Consider the following 20436-nt stretch of genomic DNA (forward strand, 5'->3'; position numbering starts at 1 on the left):
TAACGCGGCGATTCGGAACGCCGGGCCCATGTCGGTTTCCAGGTCTCGACGATGTCGGGACGGAAGGGCTGTATGGAGGCGAGGTGGTTGCGCAGCGTGGTGAGGGCGGGATGCGGGGGTCGAAGTTCGACTGGTCAGTCCGTGTCAGTCCTTGGGCAGCCAGACGCGCATCGTCGACGGCCCGCGCCGCGCCCAGCGGTGGTAGGGCACGAGGCGGACGGGTTGTGCTTCGGCCCCCTCTCGCGCGGGTTCGGTCGGGGCGTAGGGCGCTCCGTCGCCGACCGGGGGTTGGAAGCGGCCGTGCACGGTGGCACCGCTCGCGGCGTCGCGGGGGCGGGCGCCGGTGTCCACGCGCAGGTCGTCCAGGTCGCCGCCGTCCTGGTCGGTGGATTCGGCGCAGAGCACGAGCGGGCCGCGTTCGACGGCCGCGCAGCCGCGCACCGCGTCGATCCGCGGATCGGGGAAGGCCCAGCGGGGCGGCATGGGCAGCTCCAGCCGCAGTTCCTCGCCGACCTCGAACGCGCGGTGGAGACCGCGGCTCCCGGTTCCACCAGGCGGCGGCCTGCGGCGTCGGTGAGGAACGCGCCGAAGGCCCATTCGGGGACCCGCAGGGTGAGGGACCACGGCCCGCCGCCGGTCTCGGTGACGCGGACGGTGACGGTGCCGGTGTCGGGGTAGCCGGTGCGCACGCTCAGGCCCACCGGTCGGCCGTCGTCGAGGCGGTCCGCGACCTGGGCCGGCGCATCCCCGAGGACGTGGCGATCGTCGGATACGACAACTGGGAGGTCTTCGCGGCCGAGTGCCGTCCGCCGCTGACGACCGTGGACCTGAACCTCCAACAGCTCGGCGCCACCGCGGTGCAGCACCTGTTCAGGGCGCTGAGGGGAGAGAAGACCTCCGGCGTCGTCCGGCAGCCGGGCCGATTGGTCATTCGGGAGTCCACCGGCCCGGCCCCTCGCACCGCGGCGCCGTAGAGACCGCCGGGATCCGGCCGGGCAGCGGAGGAGTGTTCATTCGGTCGGTTCCAGGACCACGGTGCCGGTCCCGCCGTCGATCGTGATCATCTGCCCCGTGGAGATCCGCCGGGTGGCGCCGTTGAGGCAGATGACGGCGGGGATGCCGTATTCGCGGGCGACGGTGGGGCCGTGGGCCACGACCGATCCGGTCTCGGTCACCAGGCCGCCGGCCGTCATGAACAGCGGCGTCCAGCCCGGGTCGGTGGTCGGTGCCACGAGGATCTCGCCCGGCTCGACGCGGGCGCCGACGGGGTCGAGGACGACCCTGGCGCGGCCGGTGGCCCTCCCCGGGGCGGCCGGCGCTCCGGCCAGTGTCCCGTCGGAGGCGGGAGGCGGCGGCAGGAGCGCCTCGACGTCGGTGCCGTCCGACATCAGCGCGCCGGGGACGCTCCTGCGGCGCAGTTCGCGCGCATAGACGGCTTTGCGCTCGGCGACGAGCCGCCGGTGGTCGACGTCCCGGTGAACGGCCGAGCGCGCCTCCGCCAGGTCGAGGAACATGATGTCGCCCTGGGCGTCGAGGAGTCCGCGCTCGGCGAGTTCCCCGCCGACGAGGTGAAGCTGCCGGCGCATCTCGGCGAACGGGATCAGCCAGGCGAACTTCGCCAGCTCGCGCATACCGGCGAGTTCCCGCGAGCGGCGCATGAGGAAGGCGGCCAGGCGGCCGCGCACCGGCCGGGCGCGGCGGGCGCGGCGCGACAGTTCGCCGATCTTCGCCTCCGCCCTGGCCGCGGCGCGTTCGAAGCGCCGGTCCGGGGCCTGGTCGGGGTCGTCGAGGCGGAGGTAGTTCGCGATGCTCGCGAAGAGCGGGGCGGGGTCCTCCGCCCAGCGAGGCGTGCCGATGTCGACCTCCGCGGTGGCGCGGTGGCCGTAGCGGCCCAGGAAGTCCGCCATGCCGATGTCGGGCAGTGTTCCCGCGCGGTACATGGCGGCGAGCTCGCCCGGGTCGGTCTCCGTCAGCAGGGCGCGGTGCTCGGTGGCGTCCGCGGCCATGCGCCACAGGGCGAGGTCCATCTCGGTGGTGACGTTGAACGGCATCCCACCGAGGACGACCGCCGCCTCCGCTTCGGTGGCGACGCCCTTCAGCAGCGCCGGGACCATCTGGGGAAGGAGGACGCCGGCCATCGTCGGCATCACCACCTTCGCCATCGGCCCTCCGACGACAGAGGCGTAGGCGTCGTCGACGAGGTAGCGCAGCCGCTCGGCGGCGGAGGCCGATCCGCCGGGGCCCTTCTGCCGCCTGAACTCCTCGACCCCCCGCCGGGCCCGGGCGCGGGCCGCCTCGGGGCGGGCGATCGCGTGGGCGATGCCGAAGAGGGCCGGCGGGCCGAACCTCAACGCCAGCAGGAGGACGGACCCCACGGGGAAGGACGCGCCGGGCCCGGGGGAGAAGCGCGGATCGTCCAGCAGGTGCTCGACGGAGGACTGGACACGGGGCCCGTAGACCTCCAGTCCTTCGGCCAGACGCGGACGGACCCACTTGTTGCGCATGAGGCCGGTCATGTCGATGTAGAGCCGCCCGCCGATGTCGACCATGTCGAAGAGGGCCCCGCCGGGGCCGGGTGTGAAGCCGGCGACGGCCAGGACGCGTTCCCAGGCCAGTCTCATCATGGCCATGCCCATCGGGGTGAACGGCCGGAGCATGCCCTGGACGTGGCCGACTTCGAGGTAGAGGCGGGGATCGGGGAGCCCGGTGTCCGGGGGGAGTGGGAAGAGCGTGGTGATGGGCCGCGACTGCAGCAGCCAGAGGGTGCCGTCGCGATCGTAGGCCCACTCGACGTCCTGCGGCGCCCCGAAGTGCCGCTGGAGCCGCTCCCCGGCCGCGCGCAGCTCGTCCAGCCGGGCGCGGGTCAGGCATCCGTCCTCGGGCCCTTCCGGGGGACCGGCGGCGTCCATGACGTAGTGGTCGGGTGCGACGGTGCCCTCCACGACGGAGGTGCCCAGGCCGGGGGCAGCGTCGACGACCATCCGGGATCGGCTGCCCGTCAGCGGGTCGGCGGTGAACAGCACTCCCGCGGCCTCCGCGTCGATCATGCGCTGCACGACCACCGCCATGCGCACTCCTTCGCGGGCGATGCCGTTCGCCTCGCGGTAGGCGAGCGCGCGTTCGGAGTCCAGGGAGTCCCAGCAGCGGCGCACGGCCTCGACCACCTCGCGCTCGCCCCGCACGTCCAGGAAGGTGTCCTGCTGGCCGGCGAAGCTGGCATCGGGCAGGTCCTCCGCTGTCGCGCTGGACCGCACCGCGACGGGTCCGCCGCCGAGGCGGCGGTAGGCGTGGACCAGCTCGTCCTCGGGAAGCTCACCCGACTCGTAAGCGCGGGTGGTCAGGCAGAAGCCCGGGGGCACGCGCTCCCCCATCGCCGCCATCGCGCCGAGTCCGGCGGCCTTGCCGCCGACCGTGTCGGCCGTTCCCGCCGCGATCTCGCCCAGAGCGGTCACGTTCATCGCGCATCCTCCTCGCGGCCTCGGCGAACGACTCTGCGGCTGAAAAACCGCACGAGCGCCTCAATGCGGTATACCACTCCGCCCCCGACCGCGTCGGCGCCGTCCGCATCCCAACGGCGCATCGAGGTCGCCCGAAAAGCCTTTATGGCCTTCTGGTCGGACTCTGACCGCCGCGTTCGCGGGGTGGGGCGGGGTTTCCGGGGATCGGACCCGCCGTGCCGCCGGCGCCCCGACGCGGCCTCCGCGGACCTCGGCACAGGAGATCGGGCCGGCTACTCCCTGGCGAGCAGCTCCCGGAAGTGGCCGAGCATGCGCTCGGGGTCGGGGGCGATGCCGGTGATCAGCTCGAAGGCGTGGCAGGCCTGGAAGACCGCCATTCCGCCGCCGTTCAGCGTCGGGCAGCCCCGCTCTTCGGCGCGGCGCAGCAGCTCGGTGCGCACCGGCCGGTACACGATGTCGGCCACCCACATCGGCGGCCGCAGCAGCGCGACCGGCACGGGCGTTCCCGGATGGTGCGCCATTCCGATCGGCGTCGCGTGCACGAGGCCGTCGGCTCCGGAGAGGAGCCGGCCGGGCTCGGCGGCGTCTCCGGGGCGGCACCGGCCCCCGGGGAACCGCTCCTGGATGCGCGCGGCGAGCGCGGCGGCCCGGTCCGCGGCGACGTCGGCGATGACCAGCTCCCCCACTCCGGACACCATCAGGGCGTGCGCCACGGCGGCCCCGGCGCCCCCGGCGCCCAGCAGCACCACCCGCTCCCGGGGCGCGCCCGGGAGCCCGCGGGCCAGCGACCGGGCGAACGCCGACCAGTCGGTGTTGTGCCCGATGGCGGATCCGCCCTCGAAGACCACCGTGTTCACCGCGCCCAGAGCGGCCGCCTCGGGAGAGAGGCCGTCCAGGGCCGCCAGGACGAGCTGCTTGCACGGGTGGGTGATGTTCAGCCCGTTGAAGCCGAACCCGCGCGCGGCGTGCACCAGGTCCCCGACCGACTCCGGCGCCAGACCGAGATCGGCGATGTCGATGGTGCGGTAGACCAGGCGCCGCCCGAGTTCACCGGCCTCGCGCTCGTGCATCGGCGGGGTGAGCGACGGGCCGACCCCCGAGCCGATGAGCCCCACGAGGAAGGATCTGGGGTCGGAATCTGCCTCGACGCCGGTGGCCTGCACCGCTACCTCGTTTCGGATCGTGCCGGTCACTGGGACCGCTCTGCTCGCTGGGCCGCCATCCGGAAGGGGGTGTTTGCGGCGCCGTAGCCGTCGTAGCCCCCCTTCCGCTGCACCACCTCGAAGAACAGCCGGCCGTCCAGCATCGGTGTGTAGAAGTGGAAGAACTCGCCGTCGCCGGCGCGGTCGTAGAGGATCCCGTGCTCCCGCATGCGCTCACGGATGGCGGGGCTCAGATCCGTACGGCTCGCGAGGTCGGCGTAGTAGTTGTCCGAGATGCGCAGCGTCGCCACACCGCCCTCGCCCATCGCCTGCGCGACGGCGAAGACGTCGCCGCAGCCCAGTGCGATGTGCTGGGCACCGCCCGCGGCGTCGGCTTGGAAGCCGCGCCCCAGCACCGACGCGTTCAGCGCGATGCGCAGCGCGGCGTCCGGCCGGGTGAGCGCCCGGCTGCGCACCAACCCGTCCGGGGCGGCCAGCTCCAGGTTCTGCGCGGGTTCCAGCCCCAGCACGGAACGGTAGAACAGCGACGCCTCGTCGAAGTGGTCGAAGGGCTGGAACAGGCCCACGTGGTCGATCCCGGTCAGCGGAGTGGCGCTCCCCCGCCGAAGCCCCTGCGCGGCGGGGGCGGAGAAGTCCTCCAGCCAGGAGTCCCCCTCCACGGCGCCGGCCGGGCAGAAGAAGACGGACGTCCCGTCCGGCGCCGCGACCGCGTGCAGGCGCGATTCCGAGGGGTCGCGCCGCCGCGGCAGCGGGGGCGCGAGCAGCCGCTCGGCCCGGTGCGCCGCACCGTCGGGGTCCGCGACCGCGATCCCCAGGGCGGTCGCGGCCGCGTCCCCGCTCCAGGTGTGCCCGAGCCGCGGATCCGCCGAGTTGAGCAGGATCCGCGTGGCGCCGTGCCGCCACATCTGGACGGGTTTCGAGCGGTGATCACGCGTGTGCTCGAAGCCGAGCGCCGCCAGGACGGCGCGCACGCGCTCCGCCGAGTCCTCCTCCGCGGCCACCTCGACGAAGGCGTACCCGGCGGGTTCGACGGGGTCGGGCAGACGGGTGAGCGTCACCGCGGGCCGCGCACCGGTGGGCGCCGCACCGTCGCCTCCCGGCCCGTCCTGCTCGCGGCTCAGCGCGTCCTCCAGAACCGACAGGGACCGCAGCGCGTCGGCCGCCGTGCGCCGGGGGTCGGAGGCGCGGAAGACGTCGTTGAAGACCTCCAGGGAGAGGGGCCCGGTGTAGCCGGCCGCCAGCACGTGCCCGGTGAACGCGGTCAGGTCGAACCCGCCCTGCCCGGGGAAGCACCGGTGGTGGCGGCTCCACTGCAGCACGTCCATGGCCATGTGCGGGGCGTCGGCGAGCTGCAGGAAGAAGATCTTCTCCCCGGGGATGCCGCGGATCCCGGCGGGATCGTCGCCCTTGGAGAGGATGTGGAAGCTGTCCAGGCAGACCCCCAATGAGGGGTGGTCGGCCTCGGCGACGACGCGCCAGGAGTGCGCGTAGTCGTCGACCCGGCTGCCCCAGGCCAGCGCCTCATAGGCGATGCGCACCCCGAACGGCGCGGCCGTCTCGGCGAGACGGTGCAACTGCGCCGCCGCGCGCGCGTCGTCGTCGATGGCCGACTCCGAGGCGTTGGAGCAGACGAGCAGGGTGTGCACGCCGAGCTCCACCATCAGCGCGAACTTGGCCTCGGCCCGCCGCAGGTTGCGTTCCAGCCGGGCGTCGTCGACGCCTTCGAAGTCGCGGAAGGGCTGGTACAGGTCGAGGCCCAGTCCGAGCGACTCCGCCAGCCCCCGGACCTCCCGCGGCGGCATCGGGGAGGCGACGAGGTCGTTGTCGAAGACCTCGACGCCGTCGAATCCGGCTGCCGCGGCCGCCCGCAGCTTCTCCTCCAGGGTTCCACTGAGCGACACGGTGGCGATGGAACGCCGCATGCTCCTCACTCCGATTCCTCGTGGTCGGGCTCGCGGTCGGGCGGGTTACTCGGTCCCCTGGAAGGACTCGTAGAGCGCCAGCTCATCGCCGTCGAGGTCGTCCAGGAAGTACTCCCGGGCCCGGGAGCGGAAGGCGTCCACGTCGACGTCGTCGACGACCTCCATGGCCCCGGTCTCCTCCCACTCGGCGAGGATCTCGGCCTCGGCCTCCTCGACGCAGGCGCGGTTCTCGGCGCGGACGTCGCTCACCGCCGTCTGGACCGCCTCGCGCTGCTCCTCGTTGAGCCGGTCCCAGGTCTGGCCGGAGACGACGATCATCTGCGAGCCGATCTGGTGGCTGGTGAGGCTGATGTGGGTCTGGACCTCCTGGAAGTTGTCCCCGTGGATGGTCGGGACGGGGTTCTCCTGGCCGTCGACGGTGCCCTGCTGCAGGGCGAGGTAGACCTCCTCGAAGGCGACGGTGGTCGGGGTCGCGCCCAGGGCCTCGGCGTTGGCGAGGTAGATCGGCGAGTCCGGGAAGCGCATGCGCAGCCCGTCCAGGTCGCCGGGGGTGCGGATCGGCTTGTCGGCGGTGAAGTGGCGGTCGCCGAAGTACCACACGTCCAGGATCCTGGCGCCGGTGGCCTCCTCGAAGTCGCTCTTCAGCTCCTCCGACCGGTCCGAGTCGAAGAACGCGAACATCTGGTCGGCGTCCTCGAAGGCGTAGGCCGCGTCGAAGACCCCGATCGGCTCGTAGGCCGAGCCGAGCGCGGCGGAGCCCTGGACGTCCATGTCGATGTCGCCGGACATCACCGAGGCGAAGGTCTCGGTGTTCGCGCCGAGCTGGCTGTTGGGGAACGTGTCGATGGAGACGCCGACACCGGCGTCCTCGACCTGCTGTGCGACCAGGTCGATGCCGCACCGGGTGTGCGGGTGGTCCTCGGTGTAGCTGTTGGCGAAGGAGAGCGTGAGCTCCCCGTCGGCGGCCTCGCCGCCACCGCCGCAGCCGGCGAGGCCGAGAGCGGCAGCGGGGACGAGCGCCATCCAGCGGTATCCGGTACGCATCGAACGCCTCCTAGGGGAATGGTGCGGCGGGGTGATTCGGGGTTAGAGGCCCAGGTGGTCGGGGAGGAACAGGACCAGATCCGGCGCCACGGTCAGCAGCACGAGGACCAGTACGAGCGGGATCAGGAACGGGGCGGTGCCGCGGAACACCTCGTGCATCGGTGACCTGGTCGCCGAACCGAGGACGAAGAGCACGCCGCCGATGGGCGGAGTGAGCAGGCCCAGCATGAGGTTCAGGATCGCGATGACGCCGAAGTGCACCGGGTCCACACCGAACTGCACGGCGATCGGCAGCAGCACCGGCACGGTGATCACCAGCGCGGCGACCGGCTCCAGGACCATGCCGATGAGGATCAGGACGAGGTTGACCAGGAGGAGGAACACGACCGGGCTGTCGGTGAGGCCCAGCAGGAACGACGCGACGTCCTGCGGCACCCGTTCGCGGGCGAGGATCCATCCGAGGAGTCCGGAGGCCGCCAGGATGATCGCGATGGACGCCGCTGCCGTCGCGGTCTCCACCGCGATCCGCCACAGTGTGCGGAGGCTGAGCTCGCGGTAGCAGAAGCCGAGCACCATGACGTAGGCCGCGCCAACCGCGGCGGCCTCGGTGGGGGTGAAGAGCCCGCCGAGGATGCCGCCGAGCAGGATGACCGGTGCGCCGAGCGGGCCGATGACGCGCACGGTGGCCGCGCTCACCTCGCCCCGCGTCGCGCGCCGACCCGCCAGGTGGGGCTTGTCGCGGCTCCAGAGGAACACGGCCAGGACGAGCCCGCCGGCGACCAGAAAGGCGGGGACCACCGCGGCCGCGAACAGGGCCGCGGTGGACACCGCGGCGACCGACGCGTAGACGATCGCGGGGATGCTGGGCGGCATGATCGGGCTGATCAGGCTGGACGCCGCGGAGAGCCCCAGAGCGAAGCGGCGGGGGTAGCCGCGGCGGACCATCGCCGGGACCTCCATCTTGCCCAGCCCGGCGACGTCGGCCAGCGCGGCCCCGCTCATCCAGGAGAAGCCGACGCTCACGCCGATGTTGACGTAGCCAAGGCTCCCGCGCACCCGGCCGAAGAGCACCTGGGCGAAGGCGAAGATGCGCTCGGCGATGCCGGTGTGGTTGGCGGTGACACCGACCAGGACGAACAGGGGGACCGCGAGCAGCGGGAAGCTGTTGACCTCCTGCGCGGCCGTCCGCAGGCTCAGGCCGGTGGACTGGTCGGTCACCGCCATGTAGGTGACGCACGGGCCGAGGATGGCGAAGGCGATGGGGACCCGCAGCGCCAGCAGGACGAGGATTCCCAGGATGACCAGTCCGGCACTCATCGAATCGGCTCCTCCGGGTCGGCGCCTTCGGCGGGCAGCGCGTCGGGATCGGGGGATCCCGGCAGGAACGCGTTGGCGACGGCGCGCAGCGCGGCCAGGGCCAGCCCGGCCATGGGGATCGCGTAGGTCCAGGACACGGGGATGCCGAGCGCCGGCGTGGTCTGCGGCGAAGCGCTGAGCACCAGTTCGGCGGCCTCAACGGTGAACGTCAGGCACACGGCCGCGACCACGAGGTTCGACAGGATCCAGATCGTGCGCTTGACCCCGGCCCAGGGCAGGAAGTCGGCCAGCTTCAGGGTGATGTGCTCATCACGGCCCACCAGGTATCCGGCCAGGGAGAAGGTCAGCCACACCAGCGCGTAGCGGGCGAGCTCACCGGTCCAGACCCAGCCGACGACGGGCAGGTGGCGCTGGCTCGCCTGAGTCAGCATCAACGCGGAGATCACGAACAGCAGCGCGACACCGACGATCATCTCGCCGGTTTCCAGCCATCGGATCGGCGCAGGGCGGGACCGCGGTGGTCCATCGCCGGATGTTTCGGGGGCATCAGTCATCCGGAAAGGCTCCGCTCAACGAACAAGACACGTATATGCGCTGCTCAGAGAGCAAATCAGCCCCCATCCGCAGAACATGTGTGTGAACACTAGATTTCCGGGGACGGCGACGGCAAGCGATTGCCAAATATTGTCATCAGGTGTGCAAAATGGACGCATGAGCTCCCCCAAGCGCACGACCATCTACGACGTCGCCCGCGAGGCCGGCGTCGCGGCCTCCACCGTCTCCCGCGCCTTCAGCAATCCCCGGCGGGTCAACGCCACCACCCGCGAACACGTGCTGGAGATCGCCGAACGCCTCGGCTACCGGCCCAACCCGCTCGCCACCGCCCTGCAGTCGGGGCGCACGGCCACGATCGCGATGCTCGTCCCCGACATCACCAACCCGCACTTCTTCGGCACGATCCACGGCGCGGAGCGCCGGGCGAGCGCGGCGGGGATCACCTTCATCCTCAGCTACACCGAGGAGTCCGCCGACAACGAGCGCAGCCAGATCGAGCGGCTGGCCCGGTCGGTGGACGGCTTCGTGCTCGCGGCGAGCCGGATGTCGGACGGCACGACCGTCGAACTCGCCAGGGAGCACAACCTCGTTCTGGTGAACAGAGAGGTCGAAGGGCTGCCCAGCGCGGTCGTCGACAACGGACCGGGAAGCTGGCAGATCGTGGAGCACCTGGCCTCACTGGGGCACCGTTCGCTGGTCTACCTCTCCGGACCGCACCAGTCGTGGCTCGCCGGGGAGCGGTGGCGCGCGCTGCGCGCGGGAGCGGAGCAGCGGGGTATGACGGCGGCGCGGCTGGGACCGTTCCCACCGCGAGTCGTCGGCGGCGGCGCGGCCGCGGACGCCGCCCTGGTCTCCGGGGCGACGGCCGTCGTGGCCCACAACGACCTGCTGGCGATCGGCATCCTGCGCCGGTTCGCCGAGCGCGGCGTGCGCGTCCCCCAGGAGATCAGCGTGGTCGGCTACGACGACATCTTCGGCGCCGACTTCTGCGTGCCCGCGCTCACCACCCTCGCCGGCCCGCACGAGGAGGCGGGCCGCGCCGCCGTGGAGCTCCTCCTGAGGAGAGGATCCCCCTCCGCCGCGGAGACGGCCCCCCGCCGCGTCACCCTCTCCTCCCACCTCGTCATCCGCGACTCCACCGGCCCGGCTCCGAGGTGAGGCGCGCCGGGGCCCGGGGCGGGGACGCGGCCGGGCGGACCGGTGGAGGCGGGTGGTCGGGGTCCGGATGTGCTCCACCGGTTCGATGAGTCCGCGGACGTCGCACCGATTACGGACAAGGGGTGACCGCAAATGCTCCTAGCGTCTCCGCCATGACGGAAGGAGTTTCCATGACCATTCTCGTGACCGGCGCCACCGGCAACGTGGGCCGCCCGCTCGTCGAGCGGCTTCTGGCCGCCGGGCACCGGGTCCGCGCCCTCACCCGCACCCCGGAGAAGGCCGGCCTCCCGGCCGGCGCCGAAGTGGTCGCGGGCGACCTGACCGAGGCGGCGAGCCTGTCCGCGGCCTTCGAGGGCGTCGTCGCCGCACATCTGATCAGCTTCAACGGAGCGGACTTCGCGCCGCTGGCCAACGGCGCGGAGATCATGGACCTGGCGAAACGGGCCGGCGTGCGCAGGGTGACGGTCCTCAAGGAGGACGTGGCGAAGAGCCCACTGGACGAGGCGGTCGAGGCCAGCGGGCTGGAGTGGACCCACCTGATGCCGGTGGAGTTCATGTCCAACGTCCTGGAGTGGGCGGAGTCGGTCCGGACCGAAGGCGTGGTCCGCGAGGCGTTCGCCGAGGCCAAGAGCGCGATGGTCCACGAAGCCGACATCGCCTCGGTCGCCGCGACCGCGCTGACCGGCGACGGCCACGCCGGCCGGGAGTACTGGCTGACCGGGCCGGAGGTGCTGACCCACCCGGACAAGGTGCGCACGATCGGCGACGTCCTCGACCGCGACGTGCGCTACGTCGAACTCGGCGGGGACGAGATCGTCGCGGAGTGGCGCCGCAGCGGCTTCTCCGAGGACGACATCGAGTTCTTCCTGGCCATGCGGACCGACCCGCCGGAGGCCGGGTACACCGTGCTGCCCACCGTGGAGGAGGTCACCGGCCGCCCGGCCCGGACCTTCGCACAGTGGGTGCGGGAGAACGCCGCCGCCTTCGGAGGCTGAAACGGCGGTACCGGTGCCGCGCCGCCCACGCCGCCTGCTCGGGCTCCGGACCGAAACCGCGGTGTCGGTGCGCGTCCAAGGCGACGGGTCCGCTCCGCGTACCGGGGTACGACGGTCCTCACCGAATCAACGACTCAGGACACCAGGGGTCACGCGGGACAATGGTCCACCCGCACGCCGCTTCCGTCCTGGGGCGGGCCTTGAAAGCCCCTTGGGATGAGGGCGGAACCCAAGAGGAGCACCGCGATGGTCACCTGGCGCCGGCTCGGGCCGGAGGGCGCTCCGCCGTCCGGGGCGCCGACCGCCTGACCGCCGAGTGCGGCCGGGCCTCGCGCCGGGCCGTTCCACTCGAAGAGGCCCACGTCACATCGGGCGCCGATGAGTTCCGCGTCGACCCGTCGTCTACATAAGCAGCGCCTCGAACAGGCGTTCGCCATTGTGGACGAGAGGACCTCCATGGAAACCGAAACCCTGACCGGGCGCGGGACTCGGGCCGGGCGGCGCGAGTGGCTCGGGCTCGCGGTGCTGGCGCTGCCGACGCTGCTGCTGTCGCTCGACATGAGCGTGCTGTACCTGGCGCTGCCGCACATGGCCGCCGACCTCCGGCCCACCAGCAGCCAACTGCTGTGGATCATGGACGTCTACGGGTTCATGATCGCCGGGTTCCTGATCACCATGGGCACGCTCGGCGACCGGATCGGCCGCCGCAGGCTGCTGCTGATCGGGGCCGCGGCGTTCGGCGCCGCCTCCGTCCTCGCCGCGTACTCGACCAGCGCCGAGATGCTGATCGCGGCGCGCACCGTGCTCGGCGTCGCCGGCGCCACCCTGATGCCCTCCACGCTGGCGCTGATCAGCAACATGTTCACCGACCCCAAGCAGCGGTCGATGGCGATCGCGGCGTGGATGAGCTGCTTCATGGGCGGCACCGCGATCGGCCCGGTGGTCGGCGGGGTGCTGCTGGAGTGGTTCTGGTGGGGGTCGGTGTTCCTGCTCGGGGTGCCGGTCATGGTGCTGCTGCTGGTCGCCGCTCCGGTGCTGCTGCCCGAGTACCGCGCCCCGGCCGCGGGGCGGCTCGACCTGGTCGGCGTGGCCCTGTCCCTGGCGGCGATCCTGCCGATCGTCTACGGGCTCAAGGAGCTGGCCAAGGACGGCCCGTCGGTCGGGGCGGCCGCGGCGATCGCGGTGGGCGCCGCGGTCGGGGCGGTGTTCGTGCGCAGGCAGTTGCGGTCGGCCGACCCGCTGCTGGACCTGCGCCTGTTCCGCAGCCGCTCGTTCGGCGCCGCGGTGGCGGCCATGATGGCGGGGGCCGTGGTGATGGGCGGGATGTTCCTGCTCATCTCCCAGTACCTGCAGATGGTCGGCGGGCTCTCGCCGCTGCGGGCGGGCCTGTGGCTGATACCCCCGGCCGTCGCGATGATCATCGGCACGCTGCTGGCCCCGTCGCTCGCGCAGCGGATCGGCCGCGGGAACGTGATCGGCGGCGGCATGGCGGTCACCGCGGTCGGGTTCGCGGTGCTGACCCAGGCCCCGGCCACCGGCGGGGCGGCGGTGGTGGTCCTCGGGATGGTGATCGCCGTGATCGGGCTGGGACCCGGCGGGGCGCTGGGGACCGACATCGTGGTCGGCTCGGTCCCGCCGGAGAAGGCCGGGTCGGCGGCGTCGATGTCGGAGACCAGCGGGGAGTTCGGGATCGCCATGGGGGTGGCGCTGCTGGGCAGCCTCAGCACCGCGATCTACCGGGGCGAGGTCACCGTCGCCGAGGACGTCCCGGCCGAGGCGGCCGCCGCCACCCGCGACACCCTCGCCGGCGCGGTCGCCGCGGCCGAGCGGCTCCCCGCCGACGCAGCCGTCCACCTGCTCGAACCGGCCCGCGAGGCGTTCACCCACGGACTGAACGCGGTCGCGGGGCTGGGCGCGGTCGCGATGGCGGTGTTCGCCGTGCTCACCGTGGTGCTGCTCCGGCCGGGGCGCCCGAGCGGCGAGCACCGGCCGACCGGGCAGGGGACCGCGCAGGAGCCGGAGCGGGAGGTCGAGCGGGCCGCCGCCCCCTGAGCGTCGGGGCCCGGAGGCGTCCGGAACACGGGGCACCGAGAAAACCGCGGCCCGAGCGATGAGTTCCCGCTCGCCGCGCGGTCTGCACCGGTGACGGACGAAAGAGATCACCGGAGAAACCAGGAGGAGAACATGACGAAGCCCAAGCTGGACGGCATGCTGCTCGCCAGCACCGACCCGGAGCGGCTGCACGCGTGGTACGCCGCGCTGGACCCCGAGGAGGACAGCAAGGTCGACTCCTACCGGGTGCTCAAGTTCGGCGGGTTCCACCTGCTGATCGACTCCCGCGAGGACATCGGGGGCGGCAACCCCGAGCCCGGCCGGATGATCGTCAACTTCGACGTGACCGACGTGCGCGCCATCGCCGAGCGCCTCGACGGCATGGGCACGCGCTGGCTCGCCGAGATCGAGGACCGGGACGGCAGCCTGTTCGCCACGGCGATCGACCCCGACGGCAACTACGTCCAGTTCATCCAGCTCAGCGAGGAGCACCGAGCGGCCATGTAGGAGGCCGGTCAGGAGGCGATCATGTTCGGTGACAGCAGGGCGTTCAGCGGTTTCTCGGTGGACGACCCCGCCGCGGCCAGGCGGTTCTACGGCGAAACGCTCGGGCTGAAGGTGTCGGAGGTCGAGGGGATGGAGGAGTACGGCCTGCTCACCCTGCACATCGCGGGCGGCGGCGACATCCTGGTCTACCCGAAGCCCGACCACGTGCCGGCGGCCCACACCGTCCTCAACTTCCCGGTGGACGACATCGACGCGGCCGTCGACGAGTTGGGCAGGCGGGGCGTGCGCCTTCTGCGCTACGACGGCCTCGACCAGGACGACAAGGGCGTCAGCCGCGGCGGGGCCCGCTGATCGCCTGGTTCGCCGACCCGGCCGGGAACGTGCTCTCCGTGCTGCAGGACCGGTGACGCCGGCGACCGCGGCGGATGCGCACGCCCCCGGCGGACGCTCCGGCCGCGGGCGGCTCCGCGAGTCTCGCGGACGCCGTCCGCGGGGGCTGACGGCGCACCGCCGTCGCGTGCCCGGCCGGTGCGCGGGCCGAGGGGTGATCTGAAAGACCCGCCCGAGAGCGGGCCCGGCCCGCGGCGGATTCCGAGGGGGCGTCCGCCGCGGGCCGGTGGCCGTCCCCGACCGGGGGCGGGGCCGGCCGGGCAGGGTGCGGCTCAGGCGTCCCGGTCGGGCGCCCCTCCGTTCACGCTGCGCGGCACGCCCAGCGGGTTGGCGTCCCGCAGCGCCTCGGGCAGGAGTTCGTCGGGCATCGCCTGGTAGGTCACCGGGCGCATGAAGCGCTCGATGGCCGCCGTCCCCACCGAGGTGTGCAGCGGAACCGACGTGGCCGGGTAGGGCCCCCCGTGGTGCATCGCGTGCGTCACGGCGACCCCCGTCGGCCAGGAGTTCCAGAGCACGCGGCCCGCGCGGTCGCGCAGCTCGTCCAGCAGCTCGCGCACGGCCCCCTCCCCCGCTTCGGCGGGGGTGCCCTGCACCGTCGCGGTCAGCTGCCCGCGCAGGGCGCGCGCCGCCGCCACCAGCTGCGCCTCGTCGGTGTAGGTGACGAGGAGGGACGCGGGGCCGAAGCACTCCGCCATCAGCTCCTCGCCGTGCCGCAGCACCTCGTCGACCGTCGTGGCGAGCAGGGCGGGGCTGCGCTCTCCCGCCTCGCCGGTGCCGCCGGGGACGACCGTGCGCACGGCGTCGTGCCCGGACAGCCGCTCCAGTCCGGAGTCGTACCCGCCCATGACCCGGTCGTTGAGCAGCTGTGCAGACGCCAGCCCGCGCACCCGCTCGGCGACGGCCTCCTCGATGCCGGAGCCCTCGGGGACGAACAGCAGCCCGGGCTTGGTGCAGAACTGGCCCGCACCCATCGTGTAGGAGCCCGCGTAGCCCTCGGCGACCTCGTCACCGCGCTCGGCGGCCGCGCGCTCGGTCACGAAGACGGGGTTCAGGCTCTCCATCTCGGCGTAGAAGGGGATCGGCTCCGGACGCGAGGCGGCCAGGTCGCCCAGCGCGCGCCCGCCGGCCAGGGAGCCGGTGAAGGCGCCGGCCTTCACCCGCGGATCCTGGACCGCGAGACGTCCCGCCTCTTCGCCGTGGATCAGGCTGAAGACGCCCTTCGGCGCACCGGCCTCGGCCAGGGCGCCGGCGACGATCCGCGCGGTGCGGGTCGACAGCTCCGGGTGGCCGGGGTGCGCCTTGACGATGACGGGGCAGCCCGCCGCCAGGGCCGCGGCGGTGTCCCCGCCCGCCACGCTGAAGGCGAAGGGGAAGTTGCTCGCGCCGAAGACCACCACCGGCCCCAGCGGGATCATCATGCGGCGCAGGTCGGGCCGGGCCCCGGGCGGCCACTCGGGGTCGGCGGTGTCGAGGGAGGCGCGCAGGTAGCCGCCGTCCTCCACCAGCTCGGCGAACAGCCGCAGCTGGAAGGTGGTGCGCGCCAGTTCACCGCGCAGCCGGGGCTCGGGCAGGTGCGACTCCTCCCGCGCGACGGGGACGAGCTCGTCGGCCGCGGCGTCCAGCGCGTCGGCCGCCGCTCGCACGGCGGCGGCGCGCTCCCGGGGGCGCAGCGCCGAGAACTCCCGGGCCGCGCCCTGCGCGGCGGCGAGGGTGTTCTCGAGCTCCTGCGCCGAGGTGTCGGGGTAGGTGCTCATGAGCCTCGATTCCTTCCTTTCCGCTTGGGATGGGGCCTGTGCCCGGGAGCACCGAGACGCTCCCGGGTGCTACTGCGGGGGCGCGGCGAACACCAGCCCGTGCCCCGGAGGGGTGGAGCTCGTCGCCCCGGACGGGCCCACGGACACCCCGGAGGGGCGTTCCAGGGCGCCCAGGTCGGCGAAGGAGGCCCGCTCGATGTCCTCGACCATCTCCACCGCCGGAACGCACTGGGCGAGCTGCGCGGAGAGGTCGGGAAGCAGGTGGGGGGCGATCGGGACGCTGAACGCGGCCGCGAGGTCGGCGATGCGCAGGAAGGGGGTGATCCCCCCGACCCGCACCACGTTGGGCTGGGCGATGTCGCACACGCCGCGCACCAGCGCGTCGCGGAAGGCCCGCACGGTGCGCAGGTTCTCCCCGATCGCGAACGGGATCGGCGTGACCGCCCGCAGCCGCGCATGGGCCTCCAGGTCGTCGGCTGCCAGCGGCTCCTCGATCCAGTACGGGTCGAACCGGGCCAGGGCGCCCAGCGCCCGGGAGGCGCGCGACAGGTCCCACCGCTGGTTGGCGTCGACCATCAGCCGGCCCTGCGGGCCCAGGATCTCCCGCACCCTGGCGACGCGCTCCAGGTCGCGTTCGAGGTCGGGGGAGCCGACCTTCATCTTGACCGCGGTGTGTCCCGCCGCGGTGAACCGGCGCACCTGGTCGCACAGCTCCTCCAGGCTGCGGTCCAGGTTGACCCCGCTGCCGTAGCAGGGCACCGAGTCCCTGCGGCGGCCGATGAGCTCGACCAGGCTCACCTCGAAGGAGCGGGCGCGCAGGTCCCACAGCGCGATGTCGACCGCTGCGAGCGCCATCGCGGTGATCCCGCCGGGACCGGCCTCGTGCAGGTGGGCGTAGAGCTGCTCCCACCGCGGGGCCGGCGCGGGGTCGCGGCCCTCCAGCAGCGGCGCGCAGTCCTCCTCGATGACCGCGCGCACGGCCTGGGCGCCGACCCGCGGCGTCCAGGCGAACCCGATGCCCTCGGCGCCGGTGTCGGTGGTGACGGTGACCACGACGACGTCGTGGAAGGAGACGCCGCCGTCCCAGGTGCCGTGCAGCGGGAACCTCCGCACCGACGCGGACGTGCTCGCGATCCTCATGTCCGGCCCTCTCCCGCTGCGGCGAGCTCCAGTCCGCGGCCGATGATCCGCTCCAGCTCGGCCGCCTCCGCCTCGGAGGGCTCCACGAACGGCGGGCGCACCGGGCCCACGTCGGTCCCGCGGATCCGCAGTCCGGTTTTGACCAGCGAGACCGCGTAGCCGGGGGTGCGGTCGCGAAGGGCTGCCAGGGGGCGGTAGAACGCGTCGAGCAGCTCCTCGGCCAGCGGGTCCCCGGCGCGCCAGGCCCGGTAGAAGGCGGTGGCGACCTCGGGGACGAAGGCGAACGCCGCCGACGAGTACAGGTCGACGCCGATCCCCTGGTAGGCGTGCACCGTCAGCTCCGCGGTGGGCAGCCCGTTGAAGAAGGTGAAGGGCCCGGCCACCCGTCCGCGCACCGCGAGCACGATCTGGCGCATCCGGTCGAGGTCGCCGATGCCGTCCTTGATCCCCACCACACCGGGCAGGGCCGCGATCTCGGCCGCGGACTCCACGCTCAGCGCCATGGTCGAGCGCTGGTAGACGATCACCGGGAGCCGCACCGCCCGGGTGACCTCGCGGACGTAGTCCACCAGGCCGCGTTGGGGGGCGCCGACCAGGTAGGGGGGCAGCAGCAGGACGCCTTCGGCACCGGCCTCGTGCGCGGCCCTGGCCTGCTCGACGACGGTGGGCAGGCTTCCGCCCGCGCCCGCGACGACCGGGACACGTCCGCCGGCGGTCTCGACCGCGGTGCGCACGACCGCGGCCTGCTCGGCGTTGGAGAGTGCGTGGATCTCGCCGGTGCCGCAGGCGGCGAAGACGCCGCCGGGCCCGTGCTCCAAGCCGGCGCCGATGTGGGAGGCCAGCGCCGCGTGGTCCACGGCGCCGTCCCGGTCGAACGGTGTGACCGGGAAGAACAGGATGCCTTCGAGGTTCATGGTGTTCCTTGTGATCGCGATGGGGATGGCCGGGTCGGTTTCAGTCGATCTCGGTGCGCCACGTGTGCCGCGGGCGCCACCCGAGCAGTTCGCGCGCCTTGCGGGAGGAGAACGCGGCGACGCCCTCGGCCAGGTCGGCGGCGCACTCCTGCGGGACGCCCGCGTGGCGCGGCAGCAGGTCGCTGAGCGGGCCCTCGGCGAGTGCGTCATCGGCGCCGACGAAGAACGTCTGACCGTTGGGGACGGTGTCGGCCTGCTCCAGCAGGAGGGCGGCGAAATCCGCTGCGTCGCGGGCGTCGACGTAGTTGAACAGGGAGACCGCGGCGAGCTCCGGGCGCTCCAGGCGCTCCCGGATGGTTCCTCCCCCCTGGATGGGCGCGCCCTTCCACTCCTCCTGGGAGACCACGAAGCAGGGGCGGAACGCGTGGAACCGGCCGCGCCCGCGCGCGGCGAACCCCCGGACGATCTGCTCGGCGACGGCCTTGGACATGCTGTAGGAGTTCCAGGGGGCGATCGGGTGGTCCTCGTCCAGCGGCAGGTAGGACGGCCGCCACCCGCCGGGGTTGCCGTACCCCGCGACGGTGGGGCTGCTGGCCACCAGCACCGTGCCGACGCCCAGGTCGGAGGCTGCCTGGCAGAGGTTGAAGGCCAGTCGGGCGTTGGTCTCGAAGGTGCTGATGTCGCTGCGCTGGAACGGCGCCGGGACGGCCGCCAGGTGCACGACGGCGTCCGGGCGGAAGTGGGCGATCACCGAATAGCACTCGCCGGCGTCGGTGAGGTCGGCGGGGAAGAAGGGGAACCCCTCTCCTCCTCGCGCCGGGGCCGTGTCGACGCCGGTGACCTCGTGTCCCCGCTCGGCGAGGCCACGGAGGACGCTGCGCCCCAGGCGCCCCGATCCTCCGGTCACGAGCACATGCATTGGGTTGACTCCTCCTGTGTCTCTGCGTGCGGGGCTTTGGGCGGTCCAGATCATCGACGGGAACGGAGGGCCGCGGCCGTGGCTCTCCGTCGTTTCCCGTCACCGAGCTAGGGGCGGGCGGCTTCGATCGCGTCGAGGGCCTCGCCGAGGTCGTCCTCGTGGGCCTCGCGCACGCCGGCCAGCGCCTCGCGGAACGGGTCCTTGTCCTCGACCTCGTGGATCTCGACGCCGTTCTCCTCCAGCACGCCGCGGCTGCGCTCGGTCTCCTCGGCCCACAGCTCGCGCTGCTTCTGCGAGGACTCGGCGGCGACTTCCCGGACCAGTTCGCGGTCCTCCTCGCTGAGGGACTGCCACACCGACTCGCCGACCAGCAGCACCTCGGGGACCCGCTGGTGCTCGTTGAGTGCGATCTCGGGGGCGACCTCGTAGTGCATGGTGGAGACGTAGCTGGGCAGGTTGTTCTCGGCGCCGTCGATGACGCCGGTCTCCATGCCGCTGTAGACCTCGCTGAAGTCCATGGCGGTCGCCGATCCGCCCATCGCCTCGATCGCCTCGGCGGTGAGCGAGCCGGGTTGCACCCGGATGTTCTGCCCCTCCAGGTCGGAGGGCTCCTCCACCGGCTGCTCGGTGGTGTAGAAGCTGCGCGCGCCGGAGTCGTAGTAGGCCAGCCCGGTGAAGCCGCCCTCGCTGAGGTCCTCCATCAGCGCGGTGCCCTCCTCGCTCTCCAGGAAGGCCCAGAAGTGCTCGGGGCCGTCGAAGATGTAGGGCATCCCGAACGCCTCCCAGGTGGGGACGAACTCGGCCACCAGGTTGGCGTTGGTCCGGGTCATCTCGACCGAGCCGAGCTGGATCTGCTCCAGCACGTCGCGCTCTTCGCCGAGCTGGGCGTCGGTGTAGACGGTGACGTCGATGCGGCCGTTGCTGCGCTCGCGCAGCTCGTCGGCGAACCACTGGTCGGCCTCGACGGTGGGGTGTCCTTCGGGGTGGGTCTCGGCGAGGCGCCAGGAGATCGTGCCCCCGTCCCCCGACGACCCGCCGCATCCGGCCAGGACCAGGGGCAGCACAGCGGCGAGGGCGGCGATCCGCAGTCCCGGTGCCGGGCGGCGGCCGTGGTCGCGCTTCATGGTGATGGGTCCTCTCTTCAGGCG

18 protein-coding genes are annotated in these 20436 nt (G+C 72.9%); 6 read left to right on the forward strand and 12 right to left on the reverse strand.

All coding sequences use genetic code 11. The features are described from left to right. Nucleotides 1-144: 144 nt before the first annotated feature. A complete protein-coding gene (locus tag HDA32_RS31100; RefSeq protein WP_179641203.1) occupies nt 145-483 on the reverse strand; it encodes a hypothetical protein in 339 nt (112 codons plus the stop codon). Between HDA32_RS31100 and HDA32_RS31945 the strand changes: the two genes are divergently transcribed. After that, nucleotides 390-974: a substrate-binding domain-containing protein gene (locus HDA32_RS31945; RefSeq protein WP_312863448.1), complete on the forward strand. Its 585-nt coding sequence runs from the start codon at nt 390-392 to the stop codon at nt 972-974. The genes HDA32_RS31100 and HDA32_RS31945 overlap by 94 nt on opposite strands. A gap of 36 nt (nt 975-1010) precedes the next feature. Here HDA32_RS31945 and HDA32_RS25945 read toward each other — a convergent pair whose 3' ends face one another. The 6 genes from HDA32_RS25945 to HDA32_RS25970 all read right to left on the reverse strand — a co-directional run bounded on the left by HDA32_RS25945 (nt 1011) and on the right by HDA32_RS25970 (nt 9377). Beyond that, nucleotides 1011-3458 carry a PEP/pyruvate-binding domain-containing protein gene (locus HDA32_RS25945; protein ID WP_179645652.1) on the reverse strand — a complete coding sequence of 816 codons (2448 nt, stop codon included), beginning with the start codon at nt 3456-3458 and terminating at the stop codon, nt 1011-1013. 272 nt (nt 3459-3730) lie between these two features. Beyond that, nucleotides 3731-4651, reverse strand: coding sequence for a shikimate dehydrogenase (locus HDA32_RS25950; protein WP_376766991.1), 921 nt, complete (start codon nt 4649-4651; stop codon nt 3731-3733). Then, nucleotides 4648-6543 (reverse strand): bifunctional sugar phosphate isomerase/epimerase/4-hydroxyphenylpyruvate dioxygenase family protein, encoded by a 1896-nt coding sequence (locus HDA32_RS25955; protein ID WP_179645653.1) that lies wholly within the window; start codon nt 6541-6543, stop codon nt 4648-4650. Before HDA32_RS25955 ends, HDA32_RS25950 begins: the two co-directional genes overlap by 4 nt. A gap of 45 nt (nt 6544-6588) precedes the next feature. Then, nucleotides 6589-7587 carry a DctP family TRAP transporter solute-binding subunit gene (locus HDA32_RS25960; RefSeq protein WP_179645654.1) on the reverse strand — a complete coding sequence of 333 codons (999 nt, stop codon included), beginning with the start codon at nt 7585-7587 and terminating at the stop codon, nt 6589-6591. 42 nt (nt 7588-7629) lie between these two features. Beyond that, nucleotides 7630-8904: a TRAP transporter large permease gene (locus HDA32_RS25965; protein WP_179645655.1), complete on the reverse strand. Its 1275-nt coding sequence runs from the start codon at nt 8902-8904 to the stop codon at nt 7630-7632. After that, a complete protein-coding gene (locus HDA32_RS25970; protein WP_246334494.1) occupies nt 8901-9377 on the reverse strand; it encodes a TRAP transporter small permease in 477 nt (158 codons plus the stop codon). The genes HDA32_RS25965 and HDA32_RS25970 overlap by 4 nt, the downstream gene beginning before the upstream one ends. A 238-nt stretch (nt 9378-9615) precedes the next feature. On the opposite strand from HDA32_RS25970, the gene HDA32_RS25975 reads away from it, so the two are divergent. The 5 genes from HDA32_RS25975 to HDA32_RS25995 all read left to right on the forward strand — a co-directional run bounded on the left by HDA32_RS25975 (nt 9616) and on the right by HDA32_RS25995 (nt 14522). Further along, entirely contained in the window at nt 9616-10617 is a 1002-nt protein-coding gene (locus HDA32_RS25975) for a LacI family DNA-binding transcriptional regulator (RefSeq protein ID WP_179645657.1), read from the forward strand. Between the two features lie 170 nt (nt 10618-10787). Next, nucleotides 10788-11612, forward strand: a complete 825-nt coding sequence (locus HDA32_RS25980; protein ID WP_179645658.1) for an NmrA family NAD(P)-binding protein — start codon at nt 10788-10790, stop codon at nt 11610-11612. A gap of 456 nt (nt 11613-12068) precedes the next feature. After that, nucleotides 12069-13664, forward strand: coding sequence for an MFS transporter (locus HDA32_RS25985; protein ID WP_179645659.1), 1596 nt, complete (start codon nt 12069-12071; stop codon nt 13662-13664). A 132-nt stretch (nt 13665-13796) separates the two neighbouring features. Further along, the gene (locus HDA32_RS25990) at nt 13797-14171 is read left to right on the forward strand and encodes a VOC family protein (RefSeq protein WP_179645660.1); all 375 of its coding nucleotides are present in this window, start codon (nt 13797-13799) and stop codon (nt 14169-14171) included. A 21-nt stretch (nt 14172-14192) separates the two neighbouring features. Further along, a complete protein-coding gene (locus HDA32_RS25995; RefSeq protein ID WP_312863332.1) occupies nt 14193-14522 on the forward strand; it encodes a VOC family protein in 330 nt (109 codons plus the stop codon). Nucleotides 14523-14833: 311 nt separating this feature from the next. Here the strand turns inward: HDA32_RS25995 and HDA32_RS26000 are convergent, their stop codons facing one another. The 5 genes from HDA32_RS26000 to HDA32_RS26020 form a co-directional block, all read right to left on the reverse strand. Continuing rightward, the gene (locus HDA32_RS26000; RefSeq protein ID WP_179645661.1) at nt 14834-16315 is read right to left on the reverse strand and encodes an aldehyde dehydrogenase (NADP(+)); all 1482 of its coding nucleotides are present in this window, start codon (nt 16313-16315) and stop codon (nt 14834-14836) included. Nucleotides 16316-16384: 69 nt separating this feature from the next. Continuing rightward, a complete protein-coding gene (locus HDA32_RS26005) occupies nt 16385-17455 on the reverse strand; it encodes a mandelate racemase/muconate lactonizing enzyme family protein (RefSeq protein WP_179645662.1) in 1071 nt (356 codons plus the stop codon). Further along, nucleotides 17452-18369: a 5-dehydro-4-deoxyglucarate dehydratase gene (locus HDA32_RS26010; protein WP_179645663.1), complete on the reverse strand. Its 918-nt coding sequence runs from the start codon at nt 18367-18369 to the stop codon at nt 17452-17454. The genes HDA32_RS26005 and HDA32_RS26010 overlap by 4 nt, the downstream gene beginning before the upstream one ends. 40 nt (nt 18370-18409) lie before the next feature. Then, nucleotides 18410-19288 carry an NAD-dependent epimerase/dehydratase family protein gene (locus tag HDA32_RS26015; protein WP_179645664.1) on the reverse strand — a complete coding sequence of 293 codons (879 nt, stop codon included), beginning with the start codon at nt 19286-19288 and terminating at the stop codon, nt 18410-18412. 107 nt (nt 19289-19395) lie between these two features. Next, complete coding sequence (locus HDA32_RS26020; protein WP_179645665.1) at nt 19396-20412, reverse strand: TRAP transporter substrate-binding protein; 1017 nt, start codon at nt 20410-20412, stop codon at nt 19396-19398. Between the last annotated feature and the right edge of the window lie 24 nt (nt 20413-20436).

The sequence above is a fragment of the Spinactinospora alkalitolerans genome, assembly GCF_013408795.1.
Taxonomy (GTDB): Bacteria; Actinomycetota; Actinomycetes; order Streptosporangiales; family Streptosporangiaceae; genus Spinactinospora; species Spinactinospora alkalitolerans.